Raw genomic sequence first — 20,874 nt, 5'->3', positions numbered from 1 at the left:
GGTCTGCGATGCGGTGGCCGGACTCTACCGTCCAGCTATCTAAATGCGTAACTCTCGACTTTTCCGCGACGGAGCCATATCGTGCGGCCCGCAGGGTCCACATCGTCCTGTCACATCTGCTGCCCTATTCGGACAGACAGTCGCAATCGCTTTATCTCGGCACGCAACGGGGGATTGAATGACTGACCATGCCTTCAGACGCTTTCTTCGACCAGGCGCCGTAGCCACCCTGGGCCTCGTACTGGCCGCCTCCGGGACGGTGGTGTCCGCACCGGCCGCCGCGCTGGCGGAGCCGGCGCCGGTCCGCCAGCCGACCCCGGTCGGCCGGCTCGGCGAGACGGAGCGGGCCGCCGCCGAGGCCAGAGCGACCGGCCAGTCGGTCGAGGTCGGCTCGGCGACCACCGCCACCACCCGGACCGTCGCCAACCCGGACGGCACCTTCACGATGGACGTCGCGCCGCGACCCGTACGCGTCGAGCGGGACGGCGGATGGGTGGCGCTCGACCCGACCCTGCGGCGCAACCCCGACGGGAGCTACAGCCCGGCCGCCACCCCGAACGACCTGGTGCTCTCCGGCGGCGGCACCGACCCGTTCGCGCTGATCACCAACGGCGACAGCGAACTCGGCCTGCGGTTCCCGTCCCGGCTGCCGACGCCGACGGTCTCCGGCGCCACCGCGACCTACCCGGCGGTGCTGCCCGGGGTCGACCTGGTGGTCACCGCCAACGAACAGGGCGGCTTCGCACACGCGCTGGTGATCAAGAACGCGACGGCCGCCGCCGACCCGGCGGTCCGGAATCTCACCCTGCCGCTCGTCACCCGCAACGCGACGGTACGCACCCAGCCCGACGGGAGCCTGGCCGCCGAGGACGGGTACGGCCGCACCGTGTTCAGCGCCCCCGCCCCGGAGATCTGGGACTCCGGCAGCACTCCGGCCGGCGCGCGGACGGCCGACGCGAGCCGGGCCGGCGCGCCGGAGCGGTCCACCCCGACCGAACCCGGCCCGGGTGCGAAACGCGCCGCGGTCACCGCCCGGGTCAGCGGCGACGCGCTCACCCTCTCGCCGGACCCGAGCCTGCTCGCCGACCCGGCCGTGCGCTACCCGCTCTATCTGGACCCGGCCTGGAACGCCAACTCGACCGCACCGACCCGCAACGCGTGGACGTACGTCGACAGCTCCCGCAAGGACAACTCGTACTGGAACAACTCCGGGCGGGCCCGGGTCGGCTACAACGGCTGGGAGTCGCCGTACTACATCGGCCGGTCGTACTTCCAGTTCCCGGTGGCGAGCGCGCTCTGGGGCGCCAACATCATCAGCGCCACCCTCCAGACGAAGTCGGTCTGGTCGGCCAACAACAGCAACTCGTTCTGGTTCACCGTCTACCGGGTCGGCGTGATCAACAGCTCGACGACCTGGAACCGGCAGCCCACCCGGTACGAGGAGTTGGACACCCGGCAGCTCGCCGGCAACTGGCGCAGCGACGGCAGCGAGAACCCGAAGCAGCACGACTTCAACGTGCTCGGCCTGATCAAGAGCGCCGCCTCCGGCAAGTGGTCCACCGCCACCCTCGGCCTGATCAACGACCAGGAGGGCAACCGGGACGCCTGGCGGAAGTTCCAGAACAACCCGACCATCTCCATCACCTTCAACTCGATCCCGCGTACCCCGGACCGCTACGCCACCAGCCCGTCGGTGCCGTGCAACAGCAACCCGGTGGGGCAGATCGGCAACACCTCGGTGACCTTCTCGGCGAACCTCTCCGACCCCGACGGCGCCCAGACCCAGCTCGAGGGCCAGTTCAGCATCGTCAACGAGACCACCGGCGTGACGGTCGCCTCGCCCAAGGTCACGGTCAGCAACAACAAGGTCGCCTCGGTCACGCTGCCGGCCGGCCAGTTCACCGACGGGCAGCGGTACGCCTGGTACGTGAAGGCGTACGACGGCAAGGACACCAGCCCGGCGACCCCGACCTGCCGGTTCGTCTTCAACAGCCGGCAACCGGCGCCACCGGCGGTCAGCTCGACGGCGTACCCGGACGGGACCACCGGGGCGCCGGTCGGCACCGCCGGCAGCTTCACCTTCACCCCGCCGGCCGGCACCGACCCGCCGATCAGCTACGTCTACAGCCTGAACACCGCGCCACCGGCGACGGTGCCGCAGTCCTACGGCCCGTTCCGGGGCGGCACCCTGCTGCCAGCGCAGCCGGACAACGCCGCCACCACGGTCAGCATCACGCCCCGCCGGTTCGGCCCGAACATCCTGTACGTCTACGCCATCAACGGCGCCGGCAACCCCGGCCCGGTCAGCAGCTACCGGTTCAGCACCGACGCGCCGACCGCACCCGCCCCACCGGGTGACTTCACCGGGGACGGCCGTCCCGACCACCTCTCGGTCGGCACCGTCTTCCGGCCCGGGGCGTGGCTGTACGCCGCCGCCGACGGCACCGGAAAAGTGGAGACCGCGGTCCAGGTCGGCACGGACGGGCCCGGCGGTGCCGGCAGCACCGGCGCGCTCGTCGACTGGACCGGTTCGACGGTCAGCCCGCTGGACCTGAACGGCGACGGTGCCCAGGACCTGCTGGTACGGCTGCCACGCAGTGACGCCGACGGCAACGTGCACGTGCTGCCCGGTGCCGGCGACGGCAGCGCGTTCGATCCGGTGGACCGGATCCGGATCCAGCTGCCCCGGGTCGACGGCGAGGCCGGCAACCAGGTCGTCGACCAGATCGTCGCGTCGCCCTGGCCCAGCATCACCGGCTCGCCGCTGCCGGACCTGTACGTGGTCGTCGGCGACGTCCTCTACCTCTATCCGCCGGGCTTCCCGCCCGGGGCGTACGACTCGCCGATCGTGCTCAGCACCGGCTGGACCGGCCGGACCATCACCGCCGCCGCGGTCGGGGCCAACCCGGCGCTCTTCGCCCGGACCAACAGCACCGGGCGGCTGGAGCTGCTCACCGGGGACACCGCCACCGGCACCCCGGCCGGGGTCACCGGCGGCCCGGTCACCGTCTACGCCACCAGCGGCTTCGACTCGGCGTCGACCCCGGTCATCGACGGCACCGACGTCAACCGGGACGGCCGGCCGGACCTCTGGACCAACCGCGGCCACAGCTCCGTCGAGGGCCGGCTGAACACCGGCAGCAACACCCTGGCCGCGCCGGTGGCCAACCCGACCGGCGCCAGGGGCCTGCTCCGGTCCGCGATGGCCGGCGCGTTCTGCCTGGACAACAAGGGCGGTGCCAGCACCGACCGCAACATCATCTGGGCGTACTCGTGCAACGCCGGAACCAACTCGCAGGTCTGGCAGGTCGTCGGCGACGGTACCGTCCGGATCGCCGGCAAGTGCCTGGACGTGACCGGCAACGGCACCGCGAACAAGACCCTGGTGCAGCTCTACACCTGTGCCGGCACCACCGGGCAGCGCTGGCAGCCCGGCCCGAACGGGTCGCTCGTGAACCCCTCCTCCGGCCGCTGCCTGGACGCGCCGACACCGCTCGGCAACGGCGCCCAGCTGTACATCCACGACTGCCACGGCGGGCAGAACCAGGACTGGCGGCTGGACGGCAGCGGGATCGGGCTGGTCCGGTCGATGTTCGCCGGCAAGTGCCTGGACAACGACCGGGGCGTCCTGGCGAACGGCAACCGGGTGCAGATCTGGGACTGCAACGGCGGCGACACGTCGCAGATCTGGTCGATGCTCGGCGACGGGCGGATCCGGATCGCGACGTACTGTCTCGACGTCGCCAGCTACGCCACCGCCAACAAGTCACCGGTGCACCTGTACGCCTGCCAGGCGGGGGCGGCCACCAACCAGGAGTGGCGGATCGGGCCGAACTTCAGCCTGGTCAACCCGGTGTCGGGGCGCTGCCTGGACGTGCCGGGCTCGGACACCACGAACGGCACCGGACTGTGGATCCACGACTGCAACGGCACCAACGCGCAGCGCTGGATGCCGTCGACCTGACCGCCGCCTCGCGGTAGCTAGTTCACGTTGAGGGTCCTGGCCATCACCTTGGCCAGGGCCCGCAACGCCTTACCCCGGTGGCTGATCGCGTCCTTCTCCGCCGGGGAGAGCTCGGCGTTGGTCCGGTCCTGCCCGTCGGCGAGGAAGATCGGGTCGTAGCCGAAGCCACCCTCACCCCGGGGTGCCCGGAGCAGCCGCCCGGCCTGCCGGCCGTCGACCAGGTGCTCCTTGCCGCCGGGCAGCACCAGGGCGGCCGCGCAGACGAAGGCGCCGCCCCGGTACTCGTCCGGCACGTCCGAAATCTGGGCGAGTACCAGCTCCAGGTTGGCCCGGTCGTCGCCGTGCCGGCCGGACCAGCGGGCGCTGAACACCCCGGGCATGCCGTTCAGGGCGTCCACCGCCAGCCCGGAGTCGTCGGCGATCGTCGGCAGGTTGGTCCACTTGACGCCCTCGCGCGCCTTGAGCAGCGCGTTCTCCCCGAAGGTCAACCCGGTCTCCGGGACCTCCTGGTACTGCTCGACGTCGGCCAGCCCGACCAGTTCGACCCGCCGTGCCCCGAGGGCCTGGTCGAGGATCCGCTGTAGTTCGGTCAGCTTCTTGGCGTTGCGGGTCGCCAGCAGTACCCGGGTCATCCGGCCAGCGCCTTCCGCTGGGCCTCGGTCAACTCGGCGCAGCCGGCCACCCCGAGGTCGAGCAGCGCATCGAGCTGGTCCCGGGCGAAGACGCCGGCCTCGCCGGTCCCCTGCACCTCGACGAAGTCCCCGGTGCCGGTGCAGACCACGTTCATGTCCACCTCGGCCGCCACGTCCTCGACGTAGTTCAGGTCCAGCCTCGGCTCGCCCTCCAGCACGCCGACGCTCACCGCCGCCACCGACCGGTGCATCACCTTCGCCGGCTTGCCGGCCAGTGCCTTCCGGTCGGCCAGCCAGTTCACCGCGTCGTGCAGCGCGACGTACGCCCCGGTGATGGCCGCGGTCCGGGTGCCGCCGTCGGCCTGGAGCACGTCGCAGTCCAGCACGATCGAGTTCTCGCCGAGCGCCTTCAGGTCGATGCAGGCCCGCAGGCTCCGGCCGACCAGCCGGGAGATCTCGTGGGTACGGCCGCCGACCTTGCCCCGGACGCTCTCCCGGTCGGACCGGGTGGTGGTGGAGCGGGGCAGCATCGAATACTCGGCGGTGACCCAGCCCAGGCCGGAGCCCTTGCGCCAGCGCGGCACCCCCTCGGTGACGCTGGCCGTGCAGAGCACCCGGGTGTCGCCGAACTCGACGAGGACGGATCCCTCCGGATGGATGCTCCAGCGTCGGGTCAGGGTCACCGGTCGGAGTTGGTCGGGCTGCCGCCCGTCAGGTCGCGCCATCCCCGCAGCCTATGTGTTCGCCCGAACGCCCCGTCCGAGGGTGTCCGGATGCCGGATCCGGCGGGTTCTCGGCTCCCACGGATTCGCCACTCCGACGGGTTCGCCGATCCGGCGGGGGTTCGCCGATCCGCCGGCGGCGGAGCTAGATGTCGTAGCGGGCGCCTGGACGGACGATCTCGACCGGGCCGGCGAACGCGCCCAGGGCCGCCTCGTGGGTCACCGCCTCGCTGCCCCAGGCGGCGACCAGGTGGGTCAGGAGCAGCCGGCCGACCTCCGCCTTGGTGGCGATCTCGCCCGCCTCGCGCCCGGTCAGGTGCAGGTCCGGCGGGTTCTCCACCCCGTCCAGATAGCTGGCCTCGCAGAGGAAGATGTCGGCGCGGTGGGCCAGCCGGAGCAGCGACTCGCAGGGGGCGGTGTCGGAGGAGTAGCAGAGGGATCGGCCACCGTGCTCCAGCCGGACCCCGTAGGTCTCCACCGGATGGTTGACCCGGTCGACGGTGACCGAGAACGGCCCGATCGGAAACGTCCCGGGTTGCAGGCCGTAGAAGGTGTAGACGTCGTCCAGCACCCCCTCGTCCAGGCTGTACGCGCTGGCCAGCCGGTCCGGTGCGCCGCTCGGGGCGTACACCGGGAGGGCTGGGTAGGGGCCGTCCGGGGCGTACCGGCGCACCACGATGTAGGGGATCGCGTCGAGGATGTGGTCGCCGTGCAGGTGGGTCAGCAGGATCGCGTCGACCGCCTTGAGCCCGACGTAGCGCTGGAGGGCGGAGAGCGAACCGGAGCCGAAGTCGAGCAGCAGGCGGAAGCCGTCGGCCTCGACCAGATAGGCGGAACAGGCCGATTCGGGGCCCGGAAAACTGCCCGCGCAGCCGAGAATGGTCAATCGCATCAAGTCGTCCCGCCATTACTGATGGTCACGGACAGCCCGCCGACCAACAGGTCGATGATCAATGCCGGAAGGTCTGTCACGGTGCGCAGCCTACGCCGCGACACCTGGGCACAAGAAAGATCTGCACTCAGTTGTCGCCAACGTGACATCCGGTCCGGGCGACCCCTCCCGGTACGGGCCAGACGCCGCAATCGGCCCTACCGTTACGTTCCGTCACCTTCGGTGGGCATGTCGGTATCAGGCTGCGGCCGGTCCGCCGAGCAACCTCGGTCACCGCCGTCAGAGGCAGCACCAGCAGTAGAGACTGTCGCCCTCGGACCGGGCCGCCCGGGCCAGCCCGGCCAGATCGGTGAGGACCGACTCCGCCATCTCCAGGTCGGGCCCGAAGTCGCGCAACTCCTCGATGCCGATCCACTGGACGGCCAGCCCCGGCACCCGCTCGGCGGTCACCCCGGCCAGAGCGTCCCGCGCCCGCTCCCCCACGGTCAGCACCCACGGGCCGTCGCGGTCGCCGCCGTCCGTCTGCTCCGGTGCCGGCCAGACCAGGTCGGCCGGCACCAGGTCCGGCTGCCACGGCTCTTCGAGGACGAACCCGACCAGCCGGCCGAGGACGACCATCGGATCGAGGCCCTTCAGGGCCAACACATCCGTCCACGGATGTGCCGTCGGGTCCGGCGAGCATCCTCCGGTCGCGGCCATCAGCGCCCGCACGGCGTCGTCGCCCGGCGCCCGGAAGTAGTCGTAGAGCACGCCCACCGAGACCTCCCCGCCGGCCTCGCGCGCCCCTCGCGGTCGGCCTGGGACATCAGACCAGCCGGGTACGACAACAGCGGCCGGAACCCCGCCGGCCGGGCCGGAGCGGTTCGTCCGCCCCGATCCGGCCGGCCGGGATCAGTCGGTCACGCCCAGAGCTGCCCGTCCAGGGCGTCCTCGGCGTCGGCGAGGGTGCCGCCGTAGGCACCGGTCGACAGGTATTTCCAGCCGCCGTCGGCGACCAGGAACGCGACGTCGGCCCGGCGGCCGGCCTTGACCGCCTCGTGCGCCACGGCGAGCGCGGCGTGCAGGATCGCCCCGGTGGAGAAGCCGGCGAAGATCCCCTCCACCTCGACGAGCTGCCGGGTGCGGAGTACGGCGTCCCGGGTGCCGACCGAGAAGCGCCGGGTCAGCACGGTGGCGTCGTACAGCTCGGGGACGTAGCCCTCGTCGATGTTGCGCAGCCCGTAGACGAGTTCGCCGTACCGGGGCTCGGCGGCGACGATCTCGATCTCGTCGACCTTCTCCCGCAGGTAGCGGCCGGTCCCCATCAGGGTGCCGGTGGTGCCGAGCCCGGCCACGAAGTGCGTGATGGTGGGCAGGTCGTGCAGCAGCTCCGGACCGGTGGTCTCGTAGTGCGCCCGCGCGTTGCCGGCGTTGCCGTACTGGTAGAGCATCACCCAGTCCGGGTGCTCGGCGGCGATCTGCTTCGCCGTCGCCACCGCCTGGTTCGAGCCACCGGCCGCCGGCGAGAAGATGATCTCCGCACCGTACATCCGGAGCAGTTGCACCCGCTCCGCCGAGACGTTCTCCGGCATCACGCAGACCAGCCGGTAGCCCCGCAGCTTCGCCACCATCGCCAGCGAGATCCCGGTGTTGCCACTGGTCGGTTCGAGGATGGTGTCACCCGGGCGGAGCCGGCCGGCCCGCTCGGCCTCGCGGACCATGAACATCGCCGGCCGGTCCTTGACGCTGCCGGTCGGGTTCCGGTCCTCCAGCTTCGCCCAGAGCCGCACCGGCGGTGCCCCGTCGGGCACCGTCGGCGACAGGCGGGGCAGCCCCACCAGCGGAGTTCCGCCGCACGCGTCGAGCAGGCTGTCGTACCGCGTCATCGCGGCCGCCTCAGCCCGCGGCGGCCGGGGCCGGCACCGCCGCGCCGCGCCCGAGGCTCGGGGCTGCCGCCGCACTGTGTCCGATGATCGCGGCTGCCGCCGCGAAGCCGAACGCGCCGCCGGCCACCGCCGGCAGGATGGTGACGGTGTCGCCGTCGGAGAGCTTGGCGTCCAGCGCGCCGAGGAAGCGGACGTCCTCGTCGTTGACGTAGACGTTGACGAAGCGGTGCAACGCGCCCTGCTCGGTGACCAGCCGGCCACGCAGGCCGGAGTACTTGCCGTCCAGGTCGGACAGCAGGTCGTTGAGCGAGTCGCCGGCCCCCTCGACGACCTTGGCGCCGCCGGTGTAGCTGCGCAGGATGGTCGGAATGCGAACCTCGATAGCCATGACTTGGGTGCTCCTTGGGAGAACGACGGAGTGCGGAACGGACTACGACAACGGCTGCTGAGCTGTGGAGTCAGCGGCCGGAACACTCGTAGTCGACCGTCGCCGGGCTCTGCCCGAACATGTACGACTGCACGGCGTTCGGATCCACCGTGGCGTCGACGACCCGGACCGGCTCCTCGGTCACCACCCCGTCCACGATCCGGAACGACCGGATCTCCGCGGTCTCCGGGTCACGCGTGGCGACCAGCAGGTAGTGCGCGCCCGGCTCACCGGCGAACGAGATGTCGGTGCGGGACGGATAGGGCTCGGTCGCGGTGTGCGAGTGGTAGATGACCACCGGCTCCTCGTCGCGATCGTCCATCTCCCGCCAGACCCGCAACTGCTCCATCGAGTCGAACTCGTAGAACGTCATCGAGCGTGCGGCGTTCACCATCGGGATGTGCCGGGTCGGGGTGTCGGCGCCGGCCGGGCCGGCGACCACGCCGCACGCCTCGTCCGGGTGGTCCCGGCGGGCGTGCGCAACGATCGCCTCGACTATCGACCGGTCGATGCTCAGCACAGGCCCAGCCTACCGCCTGTCCGGCCGACCCGGAGCGGTCGATCCCGGCCGGCGGGAGTGGCCGACCTCACGTGCCCCGACCGGGCGGACGGGGCCGGCGTGTGGCAGAAAGAGGCGGAAAGAGGAGAGACAGGCGACTGCGAGGAGGCAGTGCGATGAAGTTCCGCCGCATCGGAAACACCGAGGTGAGCGCCATCGGTCTCGGCGGCATGCCGATGTCGATCGAGGGCCGCCCCGACGAGGAGCGGTCGATCCGCACCATCCACGCCGCGCTGGACGCCGGTGTCGCCCTGATCGACACCGCCGACGCATACCACCTGCACGCGGACGAGGTGGGGCACAACGAATCGCTGATCGCCCGGGCGCTGGCCAGCTACGGCGGGGACACCTCCGGGGTACTGGTCGCCACCAAGGGCGGGCACCTGCGCCCCGGCGACGGGAGCTGGACCGTGAACAGCTCACCGGAATACCTCAGGAGCGCCTGCGAGGCGTCGTGCAAGCGGCTCGGGGTGGAGGCGATCGGGCTCTACCAGCACCACCGCCCCGACCCCCGGGTCCCGTACGCCGACTCGATCGGGACGATCCGGGAGCTGGTCGACGCCGGCAAGGTCCGGATGGCCGGCATCTCCAACGCCAACCCGGAGCAGATCCGGCAGGCCCGGGAGATCCTCGGCGACCGCCTGGTCTCGGTGCAGAACCAGTACTCGCCGGCGTTCCGCGGCTCCGAGCCGGAGCTGGCACTCTGCGACGAGCTGGACCTGGCCTTCCTGCCCTGGTCCCCGCTGGGCGGGATCGCCCGGGCCGGCGAGCTGGGCAGCCGGTTCGCGCCGTTCGCCGAGGTCGCCGCCGCCCGGGGCGTCAGCCCGCAGCAGGTCTGCCTGGCCTGGCTGCTGGCCAGGTCGCCACGGGTGCTCCCGATCCCCGGATCGAGCCGGCCGGAGACGATCCGGGACTCGGCGGCCGCCACCGAACTCCAGCTCGACCCCGACGAGCTGGCCGCACTCGACGCGGCCTGAGCCGCCGGCGTGCTGGTCGGTCGGGACGGAAGGGCTGTTCAGTCGACCAGGGCGGTGAGCAGGGACTCCTGGAGGTAGCCGAGGTAGGCGTAGATGGAGAGCTGGAAGGCGCGGGTCGAGGTCGGGTCGTGCAGCACCGCGTCGTCCAGCTCGTCGCCGAGGTCGGTGTCGGCGGAGATGTCCAGGCGTACGCCCATCGCCAGCCGGGCGTCGTTCAACGCCCGCAGCCACGCCTCGGCCGCCTCCGCGTCGAGGCGTACCTCGCCGCCGGTGGGCGGCGGCAGCGCGGCGAGTACCGCACCCGCCTGGTCGATCTTGCCGGTCTTCAGGTCACCCTCGGTGTACTGCCGGAACTCGGCCGAGTCACCCGGGCTCTCCGGATAGGTGTCCGGGAAGAGCCGCCCGACCACCGGGTCGGAGTGGTCGAAGCCATCCGTGAGCAGGCCCACCACCTCGGAGGCGACCTTGCGGAGCACCCGTACCTCGTCGGTGCCGAAGGTGGCGACGCAGTGCTCGCCCTGTCGACGGAACGTGCTCACGCCCGGTCCACCGTCGCCCACAGCCCGTACGCGTGCAGCTGGGATGCGTCGTGCTCCATCCGCTCGCGGGCGCCGCTGGACACCACCGCCTTGCCCTTGTGGTGCACGTCGAGCATCAGTTTCTCGGCCTTCTCGTGGCTGTAGCCGAACAGTTTCTGGAACACCCACGTCACGTACGACATCAGGTTGACCGGGTCGTCCCAGACGATCGTCACCCATGCCCGGTCGGCGACCGGCACCTCGTCGGTGTCCGGCGCGTCGACCGGTGCAACCTGTGGAGCGGCCATGCCCCCCATCGTGCCACCGCCGACCGGGAAGCGAGGAACCGGAGCGCCGCCCGGCCCGGCGACGGATCGCTCAGGCGAGTAGCCGGCCGTGCCGGACCGCCTCGGCCAGCACGCCGGCAAGCGACCCGGCGATCGCCTCGAACCGCCGGGACACCTGGCGGCACAGCTCCAGCTCGGTCCCCCGCAGCGCCTGGCGCAGCCAGGACCGGGCCCGGATCGGATCGGCCCGGAACGGGCGGCGCCAGTACTGGTAGCAGCCGCCGGAGAGGCCGACCCCGAGCGGCGGCAGGATGGCTCCGCCGGTACCGCCCGGATAGCCGGCGAGCATGGCGACCGCGCCGAGCCCGTACACCGTCTCGACCTCACCGGTCTCCCGGATCAGGAGTACCCGGTCGAAGTCCCGGGCGCCCCGGTCGGCGGCGAGCCCCCAGCCGACCGCCGCGGCGGCACGCAGCCGTACGCCCTCGTCGGGCACCTCGCCGAAGACCCGGGCGAGCGACTCGGCCAGGAGCTTGTCGACACCCGCGTCGCAGCTCGCCACCACCTCCAGGGAGAGCGCCTCGACCTCCCGGTCAAGCAGGCCGGGCAGCCCCGGTACGCCGGCGTCGCCGACCACCTCCCGCACGCAGCGCAGGTGGATGGCGGCGATCTCCAGCGCGATGTCCTGGCGGAGCCGGTGCGCCAGTTCCCGGGAACGCCGGTCCAGCCGCTCGGCCCAGTCCGAGGTCCGGGCGGCCGGTGCCACCGGCACTGCCCGGGTGGCCCCGGGCGGCACCGGCGAGGTGAGGCTGGCCCGGCGCAGTCCCTCGGCACTGGCCCAGTCGATGAGCGCCCGGCGCAGGTACGCGGTGTCGGCGGCGGCCGGGTCGAGGTCGATCCAGTCCACCCCGGCGAGCGCGGGCACCGCCGCCACCAGGGTGGCGCGGCGTGCCTCCAGCCAGCTCTCCGGACCGTGCTCGGCCGGTGATGGTTCCGCATCCTCGGCGTCGGACGGCGGTTCCGCGTCGGACGGCCGTTCCACACCCTCGGCGTCGGACGGCGGTGCCGGACCGTCGGTGCTGCGGGTGCGGGCGGCGGGGTCCGGCCCGGCGGACCGGGGGTGGGCGGTGCCCGGGGTGCCGACCAGGAACACGGCGGTCTCCTCCGCCACCTCGGCGAGCAGGTCCAGCTCGGTGGCGGCGACCGGCTGGTCGGCGGGGAGGACGTAGAGCAGCGCGCCACCCCGGCGGACGGCGTCGCGGACCACCCGGCCGCCGGCCACACCGAGGGTGCCGGTGTCCGGCGCGTCGACCAGGGTGAAGTGCCGCAGCAGCGGGTCCGGCACGGTCAGCTCGACCCGGCGCGGCGGACGGGCCAGCGCCGGGCCGGCGCCGACCGGCTCCGGCCGGTACTCCCGGGGAGAGCGCAGCCCGGGTACGTAGGCGGCGCCACCCGGCGTCGGCGCGTGGTCGACCACCAGGAAGCTGCCCGGCGGTACCCGCAGCGGCGGGGCGGCGGGCCCGAGCAGTCCGGCGAGCACGGCGCGGCGGTCTTCGGCCGACGGCCCGACCGTGATCACGGCGAGCGGTTCGTGCGGCGGGGGCTCGACCAGCGCCGGCTCGTCGCCGCAGCCACGGCGGGGCGTCCGGGTGCCGGAGCTGCCCGGCGGCCCGGAGACGGGGAGCGAGCGGAACTCCATCGCGGTGTCCACCTCCCAGCGGCCGGAACGTTCCGGCCGGGACCGCTGCCGTCGGCGGACCACCGTCGTGGTCGGCACCACTGCCGTCGTCGGCACCACTGCCGGCGGCTGCCGTGGTCGGCACCGCAGCCGTCGTCGGGGATCGACAGGTGGTGGTGGCGGCAGGAGCCCGCCGAATATCGGAACGCTACGTGTCGATGCCCGCACACTACGAGCACCAACGATACTCATGGATGGCCGGCGAGCTACTCAAATTCGTTCAGTCACCAGGCGCGCGCGGATGGCATCCGGTCTATATGCTGCCCCGATGAGGCGGTGGGGCTTCGTTGGTCGAACGGATGAACTCAGCCGGTTGGTGAGCGCCGCCACCAGTCCGGGAAGCCGAGGAATCTTCTTCAGCGGCACCGCCGGAGTCGGCAAGAGCCGGCTGCTCGCCGAGGCGCTGGCCGGGCTGGCCGCACAGGACTGCGCCGTCTGGTCCGCCTCCGCCAACATCGCCACCGCCGGCATCCCGTTCGGCGGCCTCGCCCAGGTGCTCCCGGCGGACCAGCCCGCCGGCCTCACCCCGGCCGGCGTCATGCGCTGGGCCGTCGACGCGCTGCACCAGCAGGCCGCCGGTCGGCGGATCGTGATCGGCATCGACGACGCGCACCTGCTCGACCCCTCCTCGGCCGCCCTGGTCTATCTGATCGCACGCTCCGACAACGCGACGGTGCTCGGCACGCTGCGCAGCGGCGAGGCGGTGCCGCTGCCGATCCGCGCGCTGTGGACGGACGACCTGGTCGACCACGCCGAGCTGGGCCCGCTGACCGAGGCCGACAGCAACGAACTGCTCACCGCGATGCTCGGCGACCCGATGGACGCGCCGTCGGCGGACCGGCTGTACCGGCTCTCCGCCGGCAACGCCCTGATGCTCCGGGAACTGGTGATCGCGGCACACGCCAGCGACGAACTGACCCGGACGTACGGCGTCTGGCGCTGGACCGGCCGCAGCCAGCTCTCGCCCAGCCTGGACAAACTGATCGACGCCCGGATCGGCCAGCTCGACCCGGGGGTACGCGCGGTCGTCGAGCTGGTCGCGATGGGCGAGCCGATCGGGCTGACCCTGCTGCACCGGGCCACCGACAGCTCCAGTGTGGAGACCGCCGAGGAACGCGGCCTGATCCGGGTCGACGTGCACGACCGCCGCTCGGACGTCCGGCTCGCCCATCCGCTCTACGGCGAGGTGGTCCGGCGCCGGTGCCCGGTGACCCGGGCCCGCCGGCTCAACGCCCACCTCGCCGAGCTGGTCGAGCAGGCCGGCACCCGGCGCCGCGACGACCTGCTCCGGGTGGCGGTGTGGCGGCTGGACTCCGGCACCGCGCAGGACCCGGCGCTGCTGCTGCGCGCCGGCGGCCAGGCGTTCAGCCAGTTCGACGTACCGCTCGCCGCCAGGCTGGCCCGGGCCGCGCTGGAGGCCGGTGGCGGCTACCAGGCGGCGGAGTTGCTGGCCACCATCCTGATGTTCGGCGACCAGGCCGAGGAGGCGATCCGGGTACTCGACTCGGTCGCCGACCAGATCTCCTCGGACGAGCGGCGCAGCCGGTGGCTGACCGTACGCGGGATGGTGTCGTACTGGGGACTCGACCGGGAGTCCACGGTGGCCGAGATCGCGGCGGACGCGGAACGGCTGACCGACCCGGCCGACCGGGCCCGGGTGGTCGCCTTCGAGGCGATCATGCGGCTGCACCGGCTGGAGTGCGCCGAGGCGCTGCGGCTGAGCCGCTCGGTGCTCGACCGGCCGGCCGCCACGGTCGCCGCCCGGGGCCTGGCCCGGTGCACCATCGCGCATCTACAGGCCGCCCGGGGCGAGCTGACGCTCAGCGGCCGGGCCGTCGACGGGGTGGCCGCCGAGGCCGCGCAGTGGCGTGCCGAGATGCCCTACCTGCAACTTGCCCTGGAGCTGGCCCGGGGCACCCGGCTGGCACTCGCCGGTGACCTGGCCGGGATCGACGCGATCGTCGCCGCCGAGTTCGCCGACCTGGCCGACGCGGGCGACTTCCGGCTCGGCTCCGGCTACCTCTCGATCCTGCGGGCCCAGGCGGCCCGGTTGCGCGGCCAGACCGGCGAGGCGCTGCGGACCAGCCTCGGCGCCTGTGCGGTCCTCGCCACCAGCCGGGTCTTCGCCGGGCTGGCACACGCGGAGCGGGCCCAGGCGGCGGCGATGCGCGGCGACGTCGCCTCGGCGATGGAGGCGATGGCCGAGTCGGACCGGTCGCAGACCTCCGGGATGGCCGTGCTCTATCCCTGGCTCGAACAGGCCCGGGCGACCGTGCAGGCCACCACCGGTGAACTCGCCACCGCGGTCGGCACCCTCCGCGAGCTGGTCCACCGGCTCGAAGCGGACGGCTTCGCCGGCCACGAGGTGCTGGCCCTGCACGACCTGGTGCGGCTGGGCCGGGCCGACATCGAGGTCGGCGAGCCGACCGTCACCGGCCGGCGGCGCACCGTCGCCCAGCGGCTGACCGAGCTGAGCGAGACGGTCGACGGCCCACTGCCGGCGCTGGTCGCCCGGCACGCCCGGGCCGAGTACGGCCACTCCGGCGACCAGTTGCTCGCGGTCGCGGACGGTTTCGCCGAACTCGGCCTCAACGTCTTCGCGGCCGAGGCGACCAGCCGGGCGGTGACCAGGCTGCGGGCGGCCCGGTCGAACCGGTCGCACGAGGCGAACCTGCGGCTGGCCGGGCTGCTCCGGCGCTGCGACGTGCTGCGTACACCCGCGCTGTCGGTCCGCCAGCCGGCGCTGACCGACCGGGAACGGCAGATCGCCAGGCTGGCCGCCCGGGGCCTGGCCAGCCGGAACATCGCCGAGCAGCTCTACATCTCCACCAGGACCGTGGAGAACCACCTCCAGCGGGTCTACAACAAGCTCGGGGTGGCCGGGCGCGGCGAGCTGTGGCCCGCGTTGAAGGCGATACCGGAGCAGGAGGGCGAGCCGGACCGCTGAGCCGAGCGGCCCGCGGAAACGGGCGCCGCGCGGAAACGGGCGCCGCGGAAACGGGCGCCGCGCGACATTGCGGAGCCTGCTCGGCCGGGCGGCGTGCTCGGCCGGGCGGAGCAGCCTGTGTGCGGCGGCGCGGCACGCTTAGGCTGGCCTGGTGCACAGTTCCCGCCCCGCGTTGCTCACCGACCACTACGAGTTGACCATGGTCAGCGCCGCCCTCCGCGACGGCACCGCCGACCGGCACTGCGTCTTCGAGGTCTTCACCCGCCGGCTGCCGACCGGCCGCCGCTACGGCGTGGTCGCCGGCACCGGGCGACTTGTCGAACTGCTCGCCGACTTCCGGTTCGACGAGGCGGAGATCGCCTTCCTCGAGCAGACCGGGGTGGTGGACCGGCCGACCGCCGAATGGCTGTCGACCTACCGGTTCAGCGGCGACATCGACGGCTACGCCGAGGGCGAGCTGTACTTCCCGGGTTCGCCGATCCTGACCGTCTCCGGCACCTTCGCCGAGTGCGTACTGTTGGAGACGCTGACGCTGTCGGTGCTCAACCACGACGCGGCGATCGCGGCGGCGGCGGCCCGGATGGTGACGGCGGCCCGTGGTCGTACCCTGATCGAGATGGGGTCCCGGCGGGCCAACGAGGCGGCGGCGGTGGCCGCCGCCCGGGCCAGTTACCTGGCCGGGTTCGGCTACACCTCCAACCTGGCCGCCGGGCAGCGCTACCGGATACCGACCGCCGGCACCGCCGCGCACGCGTTCACCCTGCTGCACGACGACGAGCCGGCCGCGTTCGCCTCGCAGGTCGCGGCGCAGGGCAAGAGCACCACGCTGCTCGTCGACACCTACGACATCGCCCAGGGCATCCGGAACGCGATCGCGGTGGCCGGCCCCGACCTGCGGGCGGTGCGGATCGACTCCGGTGACCTCGCCGTGCTGGCCCAGCACTCCCGGGAACTCCTGGACTCGCTCGGCGCCACCGAGACCAAGATCATCGTTTCCGGCGACCTCGACGAGTACGCCATCGCGGCGCTCGCCGCCGAACCGGTCGACATGTACGGCGCCGGCACCGCCGTGGTGACCGGCTCCGGCGCACCGACCGCCGGGCTGGTCTACAAGCTGGTCGAGGTGGACGGCCGCCCGGTGGTGAAGCGCTCCGAGCACAAGGCGACGGTCGGCGGGCGCAAGACGGCCGTCCGCCGGCACAAGCCCAGCGGCACCGCCACCGAGGAGGTCGTCGTCTCGCAGGGCGCGCCCGAGCCGCGCCCCGGCGACCGGGCGTTGCAGCGGCGGTACGTCACCGGCGGCGAGCCGGGACCGCTGCCGAGCCTCGCCGAGTCCCGGGAGCACCTGCGGCAGTGCCTGATCTCCATCCCGTGGGAGGGACTCAAGCTCTCGGCGGGCGACCCGACCGTCCCGGTCACCGTCGTCGCCGCCGACCAGCCGGAAGGGTGAGCATGAGCCGAGCACTGATCATCGTCGACGTGCAGAACGACTTCTGCGAGGGCGGCTCCCTCGCCGTGGCCGGCGGGGCCGGGGTGGCGGCCGGGATCTCCCGGCTGCTGGCGGCCGAGCCGGACCGCTGGGAGCACGTCGTGGCGACCAAGGACTACCACGTCGATCCGGGGGCGCACTTCGGTGACCCGCCCGACTACGTGGACTCCTGGCCCCGGCACTGCGTCGCCGGCACCGAGGGCTCGCAGTTCCATCCGGACCTGGCCACCGACCGGATCGAGGCGGTGTTCCGCAAGGGCGAGCGGGCGGCGGCGTACTCCGGATTCGAGGGGACCACCGAGCCGGCCGAGGGGGCGCAGGGGCTGGCGGACTGGCTCCGGGAGCGGGCGGTCGACCGCGTCGAGGTGGTCGGGATCGCCACCGACCACTGTGTCCGGGCCACCGCGCTGGACGCCGCCCGGTCCGGCTTCGCCACCACCGTACTGCTCGACCTGACCGCCGGGGTGGACCCGGGCAGCACCGACGCGGCGCTGGGCATGCTCCGGGAGGCCGGCGTGACCCTGCGGGGTACGCCCCGGACCTGAGCCGGCGGCGCCACCGGGTACGTCACACCGGCCGGGCAGGATGGCGGCCGGAGGTGACCCGCCCGAGATGACACTCACGCCCTACCGGGAGACGCTGGCGCTGCCCGGAGTCCGGTCCCTGATGCTGCTCGCCCTGCTGGTCCGGATCCCCAAGACGATGACCCTGCTGGCGCTCACCCTCTATGTGGTGACGCACCTCGGGCACGGGTACGCGGCGGCCGGGCTGGGGGGTGCGGCGATGACGGTCGGCTCCGCGCTCTCCGCCCCGGTGCTGGGCCGGCTGGTGGACCGGCGGGGCCTCCGGCCGGTACTCGTGCTGACCACCGTCGCCGAGGCGGCGTTCTGGTTCGGCGCGCCGCTGATGCCGTACCCGGTGCTGCTGGGCGGGGCGCTGCTTGCCGGGCTGCTGACCCTGCCGGTCTTCTCGGTGGTCCGGCAGTCGATCGCCGCGCTGGTGCCGGAGCAGCGGCGCCGGCCGGCGTACGCGCTGGACTCGATGGGGGTCGAGCTGTCCTTCATGGTCGGCCCGGCCGTGGCGGTGCTGCTGGCCACCAGCGTGTCGCCCCGGGCCACCCTGCTGCTGGTCGGCGCCGGCATCCTGCTGGCGGGCGGGGCGCTGGTCTGGCTCGACCCGCCGACCCGGGACGGTGGCGAGCCGGCGGCACACGGGGCCACGCCGGCCCGCCGGGAGTGGCTGACGCCCCGGCTGGTCGGGATGCTGGCGATCACCGCCGCCGCCACCCTGGTGCTCGGCGGCACCGACGTCGCCGTGGTGGCCGTGCTGCGTGACGCCGACCAGGTGCACTGGACCGGGCTGGTGCTAGCCGTCTGGGCCGTCTGTTCCCTGGTCGGCGGCTTCGCGTACGGCATGCTGACCCGGCCGGCCCCGCCGCTGGCCATCGTCGTGCTGCTCGGGATCTGCACGGTACCGGTCGGACTCGGCGGCCGGCAGTGGTGGACGCTCTGCCTCGCCCTGCTCCCGGCCGGGCTGCTCTGCGCACCGGCGCTGGCCGCCACCTCGCACGCGGTGAGCCAGCTCGCCCCGTCCGGGGCCCGGGGTGAGGCGATGGGTCTACAGAACTCGGCGCTCACGGTGGGGCTCGCCCTCGGCGCGCCACTGGCCGGCGCGGTGATGGACGCCTCCGCACCCGCCTGGGGGTTCGTCGCCACCGGCCTGGTCGGCACGCTGCTCGGGCTGACCCTGCTCCCCGTCGAGCTGCGCCGCCGCCGCGCCGCGGCCGCACGGCCGGTCCCCGCCGACGCCACCGGGGCCCCCGGAGCCGCCGGAGCCGGCCGGCCGGCTACTCCGACGAAGGCGTGAGGACGCCTGCGGCCGAAAACGCGAGCGACCGGAAGCGCGAGGCGACCGACCGGGAGCGTGAGAGTGCCGGAAGCGTGAGAGTGCCTGCGGCCGGCACCGGAGTTCTCCTGGTGCCGGCCGCGAGATCGGGCGGGCTGGACTACCGCTTGTCGACGTTGCTGGCGGTGTCCTCGGTATAGCTGGCGCCGTGGTCGGATTCGCTGGTCAGCGGCTTGGCGCCACCCTCGGGCGGGCCGGCCAGCGACTGCCCGCCGGCAGCCAGTTCCGGGTACTTGTGGTCGAACGCCGGCCGCTCGGAGCGGATCCGGGGCATCCGGTCGAAGTTGCGCAGCGGCGGCGGGGAGCTGGTCGCCCACTCCAGCGAGTTGCCGTGCCCCCACGGGTCCTCGACCTCGACCACCGGACCGGCCTTGTACGACTTCCAGACGTTGTAGAGGAACGGCAGGGTCGAGATGCCGGTGATGAACGAACCGATCGTGGAGATCATGTTCAGCGTGGTGAAGTTGTCGATCGCCTGGTAGTCGGCGTACCGCCGGGGCATGCCCTCGTTGCCGAGCCAGTGCTGCACCAGGAACGTGGTGTGGAAGCCGATGAAGGTCAGCCAGAAGTGCACCTTGCCGAGTCGCTCGTCCAGCATCCGGCCGAACATCTTCGGGAACCAGAAGTAGATGCCGGCGTAGACGGCGAAGACGATGGTGCCGAAGAGCACGTAGTGGAAGTGCGCCACCACGAAGTACGAGTCGGAGACGTGGAAGTCGACAGGCGGGCTGGCCAGCAGTACGCCGGTGAGGCCGCCGAAGAGGAAGGTGACCAGGAAGCCGATCGACCAGAGCATCGGGCTCTCGAAGCTGATCTGGCCCCGCCACATCGTGCCGATCCAGTTGAAGAACTTCATGCCGGTCGGCACGGCGATGAGGAAGCTCAGGAACGAGAAGAACGGCAGCAGCACCTGGCCGGTGGCGAACATGTGGTGCGCCCAGACGCTCATCGAGAGCGCCGCGATCGCGATGGTGGCGCCGACCAGGCCCTTGTAGCCGAAGATCGGCTTGCGGGAGAAGACCGGGATGACCTCGCTGATGATGCCGAAGAACGGCAGCGCGACGATGTAGACCTCGGGGTGCCCGAAGAACCAGAAGAGGTGCTGCCAGAGCATCGGCCCGCCGGTCTCGGCGTCGAAGACGTGCGCGCCGAGGATCCGGTCCGCGGCGAGCGCGAAGAGGGCCGCCGCGAGCAGCGGGAAGACCATGATCACCAGGAGGCTGGTGACCAGGATGTTCCAGGTGAAGATCGGCATCCGGAACATCGTCATGCCGGGCGCCCGGAGCGTCAGGATCGTCGTGATCATGTTGACGCCACCGAGGATCGTGCCCAGACCGGAGATGGCCAGGCCGACGATCCACATGTTCGCGCCGACCCCGGGCGAGTGCTCGACGTTGCTCAGCGGGGTGTACGCGAACCAGCCGAAGTCGGCCGCCCCGCCGGGGGTCAGGAAGCCGCCCATCGCCAGCGTCCCGCCGAACAGGTAGAGCCAGTACGCGAAGCTGTTCAGCCGGGGGAACGACACGTCCGGCGCGCCGATCTGGATCGGCACCACGAAGTTCGCGAACGCGAAGACGATCGGCGTAGCGAAGAAGAGCAGCATGATCGTGCCGTGCATGGTGAAGAGCTGGTTGTACTGCTCCGGCGACAGGAACTGGAGCCCCGGCCGGGCCAGCTCGGCGCGCATCAGCAGCGCCATCAGGCCACCGATCATGAAGAACGCGAACGCGGTGACCATATACATGATCCCGATCTGCTTCGCGTCCGTCGTACGCAGCAGCCGCGTGAATGCCGAGCCCTTGACCGGCTGGCGGACCGGCCAGGGCCGGGTCACGATCGGCTTGGGTGCGACGGTGGTCACGAGTGGCCTCCGGTTCTCGTTAGTCCCACTCGGCACGCGCTGTTGATCTGCGAGCCGTACCTCGCAGGCAGAATAGTCCCCGGCAGCGGCG

The 20,874-nt window shown here is 72.5% G+C and carries 17 protein-coding genes; 6 read left to right on the top strand and 11 right to left on the bottom strand.

Translation table 11 applies throughout. The annotated features are described in order from the left end of the window. The first annotated feature begins 178 nt into the window (after positions 1 to 178). Positions 179 to 3,964: a ricin-type beta-trefoil lectin domain protein gene (locus O7626_RS04760; protein WP_278059620.1), complete on the top strand. Its 3,786-nt coding sequence runs from the start codon at positions 179 to 181 to the stop codon at positions 3,962 to 3,964. A 17-nt stretch (positions 3,965 to 3,981) separates the two neighbouring features. On the opposite strand, the gene rdgB is transcribed toward O7626_RS04760, so the two are convergent. The 7 genes from rdgB to O7626_RS04725 all read right to left on the bottom strand — a co-directional run bounded on the left by rdgB (position 3,982) and on the right by O7626_RS04725 (position 9,022). Continuing rightward, on the bottom strand, positions 3,982 to 4,596 hold the full coding sequence (gene rdgB / locus O7626_RS04755; protein WP_278059618.1) for an RdgB/HAM1 family non-canonical purine NTP pyrophosphatase: 615 nt from the start codon (positions 4,594 to 4,596) through the stop codon (positions 3,982 to 3,984). Further along, positions 4,593 to 5,321, bottom strand: coding sequence for a ribonuclease PH (gene rph, locus O7626_RS04750; protein WP_278059616.1), 729 nt, complete (start codon positions 5,319 to 5,321; stop codon positions 4,593 to 4,595). The genes rdgB and rph overlap by 4 nt, the downstream gene beginning before the upstream one ends. A 142-nt stretch (positions 5,322 to 5,463) precedes the next feature. After that, positions 5,464 to 6,210 carry an MBL fold metallo-hydrolase gene (locus tag O7626_RS04745; RefSeq protein ID WP_278059614.1) on the bottom strand — a complete coding sequence of 249 codons (747 nt, stop codon included), beginning with the start codon at positions 6,208 to 6,210 and terminating at the stop codon, positions 5,464 to 5,466. Positions 6,211 to 6,489: 279 nt separating this feature from the next. After that, positions 6,490 to 6,966: a hypothetical protein gene (locus tag O7626_RS04740; RefSeq protein WP_278059612.1), complete on the bottom strand. Its 477-nt coding sequence runs from the start codon at positions 6,964 to 6,966 to the stop codon at positions 6,490 to 6,492. A gap of 143 nt (positions 6,967 to 7,109) precedes the next feature. Beyond that, a complete protein-coding gene (locus tag O7626_RS04735) occupies positions 7,110 to 8,075 on the bottom strand; it encodes a pyridoxal-phosphate dependent enzyme (RefSeq protein ID WP_278059610.1) in 966 nt (321 codons plus the stop codon). 10 nt (positions 8,076 to 8,085) lie between these two features. Beyond that, a complete protein-coding gene (locus O7626_RS04730; RefSeq protein ID WP_278059608.1) occupies positions 8,086 to 8,463 on the bottom strand; it encodes a MoaD/ThiS family protein in 378 nt (125 codons plus the stop codon). Positions 8,464 to 8,533: 70 nt separating this feature from the next. After that, entirely contained in the window at positions 8,534 to 9,022 is a 489-nt protein-coding gene (locus O7626_RS04725) for a M67 family metallopeptidase (RefSeq protein ID WP_278059606.1), read from the bottom strand. 155 nt (positions 9,023 to 9,177) lie between these two features. Between O7626_RS04725 and O7626_RS04720 the strand changes: the two genes are divergently transcribed. Next, positions 9,178 to 10,038, top strand: coding sequence for an aldo/keto reductase (locus O7626_RS04720; protein WP_278059604.1), 861 nt, complete (start codon positions 9,178 to 9,180; stop codon positions 10,036 to 10,038). 38 nt (positions 10,039 to 10,076) lie between these two features. Here the strand turns inward: O7626_RS04720 and O7626_RS04715 are convergent, their stop codons facing one another. The 3 genes from O7626_RS04715 to O7626_RS04705 form a co-directional block, all read right to left on the bottom strand. Further along, complete coding sequence (locus tag O7626_RS04715) at positions 10,077 to 10,598, bottom strand: DUF2017 domain-containing protein (protein ID WP_278059602.1); 522 nt, start codon at positions 10,596 to 10,598, stop codon at positions 10,077 to 10,079. Further along, entirely contained in the window at positions 10,574 to 10,864 is a 291-nt protein-coding gene (gene clpS, locus O7626_RS04710; RefSeq protein ID WP_278059599.1) for an ATP-dependent Clp protease adapter ClpS, read from the bottom strand. Before clpS ends, O7626_RS04715 begins: the two co-directional genes overlap by 25 nt. Before the next feature lie 70 nt (positions 10,865 to 10,934). Further along, the gene (locus O7626_RS04705; RefSeq protein ID WP_278059597.1) at positions 10,935 to 12,620 is read right to left on the bottom strand and encodes a hypothetical protein; all 1,686 of its coding nucleotides are present in this window, start codon (positions 12,618 to 12,620) and stop codon (positions 10,935 to 10,937) included. Positions 12,621 to 12,771: 151 nt separating this feature from the next. On the opposite strand from O7626_RS04705, the gene O7626_RS04700 reads away from it, so the two are divergent. The 4 genes from O7626_RS04700 to O7626_RS04685 all read left to right on the top strand — a co-directional run bounded on the left by O7626_RS04700 (position 12,772) and on the right by O7626_RS04685 (position 18,883). After that, positions 12,772 to 15,528 (top strand): LuxR C-terminal-related transcriptional regulator, encoded by a 2,757-nt coding sequence (locus O7626_RS04700; protein ID WP_347404750.1) that lies wholly within the window; start codon positions 12,772 to 12,774, stop codon positions 15,526 to 15,528. Positions 15,529 to 15,679: 151 nt separating this feature from the next. Next, the gene (locus O7626_RS04695) at positions 15,680 to 16,978 is read left to right on the top strand and encodes a nicotinate phosphoribosyltransferase (RefSeq protein ID WP_278059593.1); all 1,299 of its coding nucleotides are present in this window, start codon (positions 15,680 to 15,682) and stop codon (positions 16,976 to 16,978) included. Positions 16,979 to 16,980: 2 nt separating this feature from the next. Continuing rightward, the gene (locus O7626_RS04690; RefSeq protein ID WP_278059590.1) at positions 16,981 to 17,562 is read left to right on the top strand and encodes an isochorismatase family protein; all 582 of its coding nucleotides are present in this window, start codon (positions 16,981 to 16,983) and stop codon (positions 17,560 to 17,562) included. 67 nt (positions 17,563 to 17,629) lie between these two features. Then, positions 17,630 to 18,883 carry an MFS transporter gene (locus tag O7626_RS04685; protein ID WP_278059588.1) on the top strand — a complete coding sequence of 418 codons (1,254 nt, stop codon included), beginning with the start codon at positions 17,630 to 17,632 and terminating at the stop codon, positions 18,881 to 18,883. 139 nt (positions 18,884 to 19,022) lie between these two features. On the opposite strand, the gene ctaD is transcribed toward O7626_RS04685, so the two are convergent. Next, positions 19,023 to 20,783 (bottom strand): cytochrome c oxidase subunit I, encoded by a 1,761-nt coding sequence (gene ctaD / locus O7626_RS04680; RefSeq protein WP_278059586.1) that lies wholly within the window; start codon positions 20,781 to 20,783, stop codon positions 19,023 to 19,025. Positions 20,784 to 20,874 lie beyond the last annotated feature (91 nt).

Source organism: Micromonospora sp. WMMD1102 (genome assembly GCF_029626265.1).
Lineage (GTDB): Bacteria > Actinomycetota > Actinomycetes > Mycobacteriales > Micromonosporaceae > Plantactinospora.
This window is presented reverse-complemented; position numbering and strand designations above follow the sequence as displayed.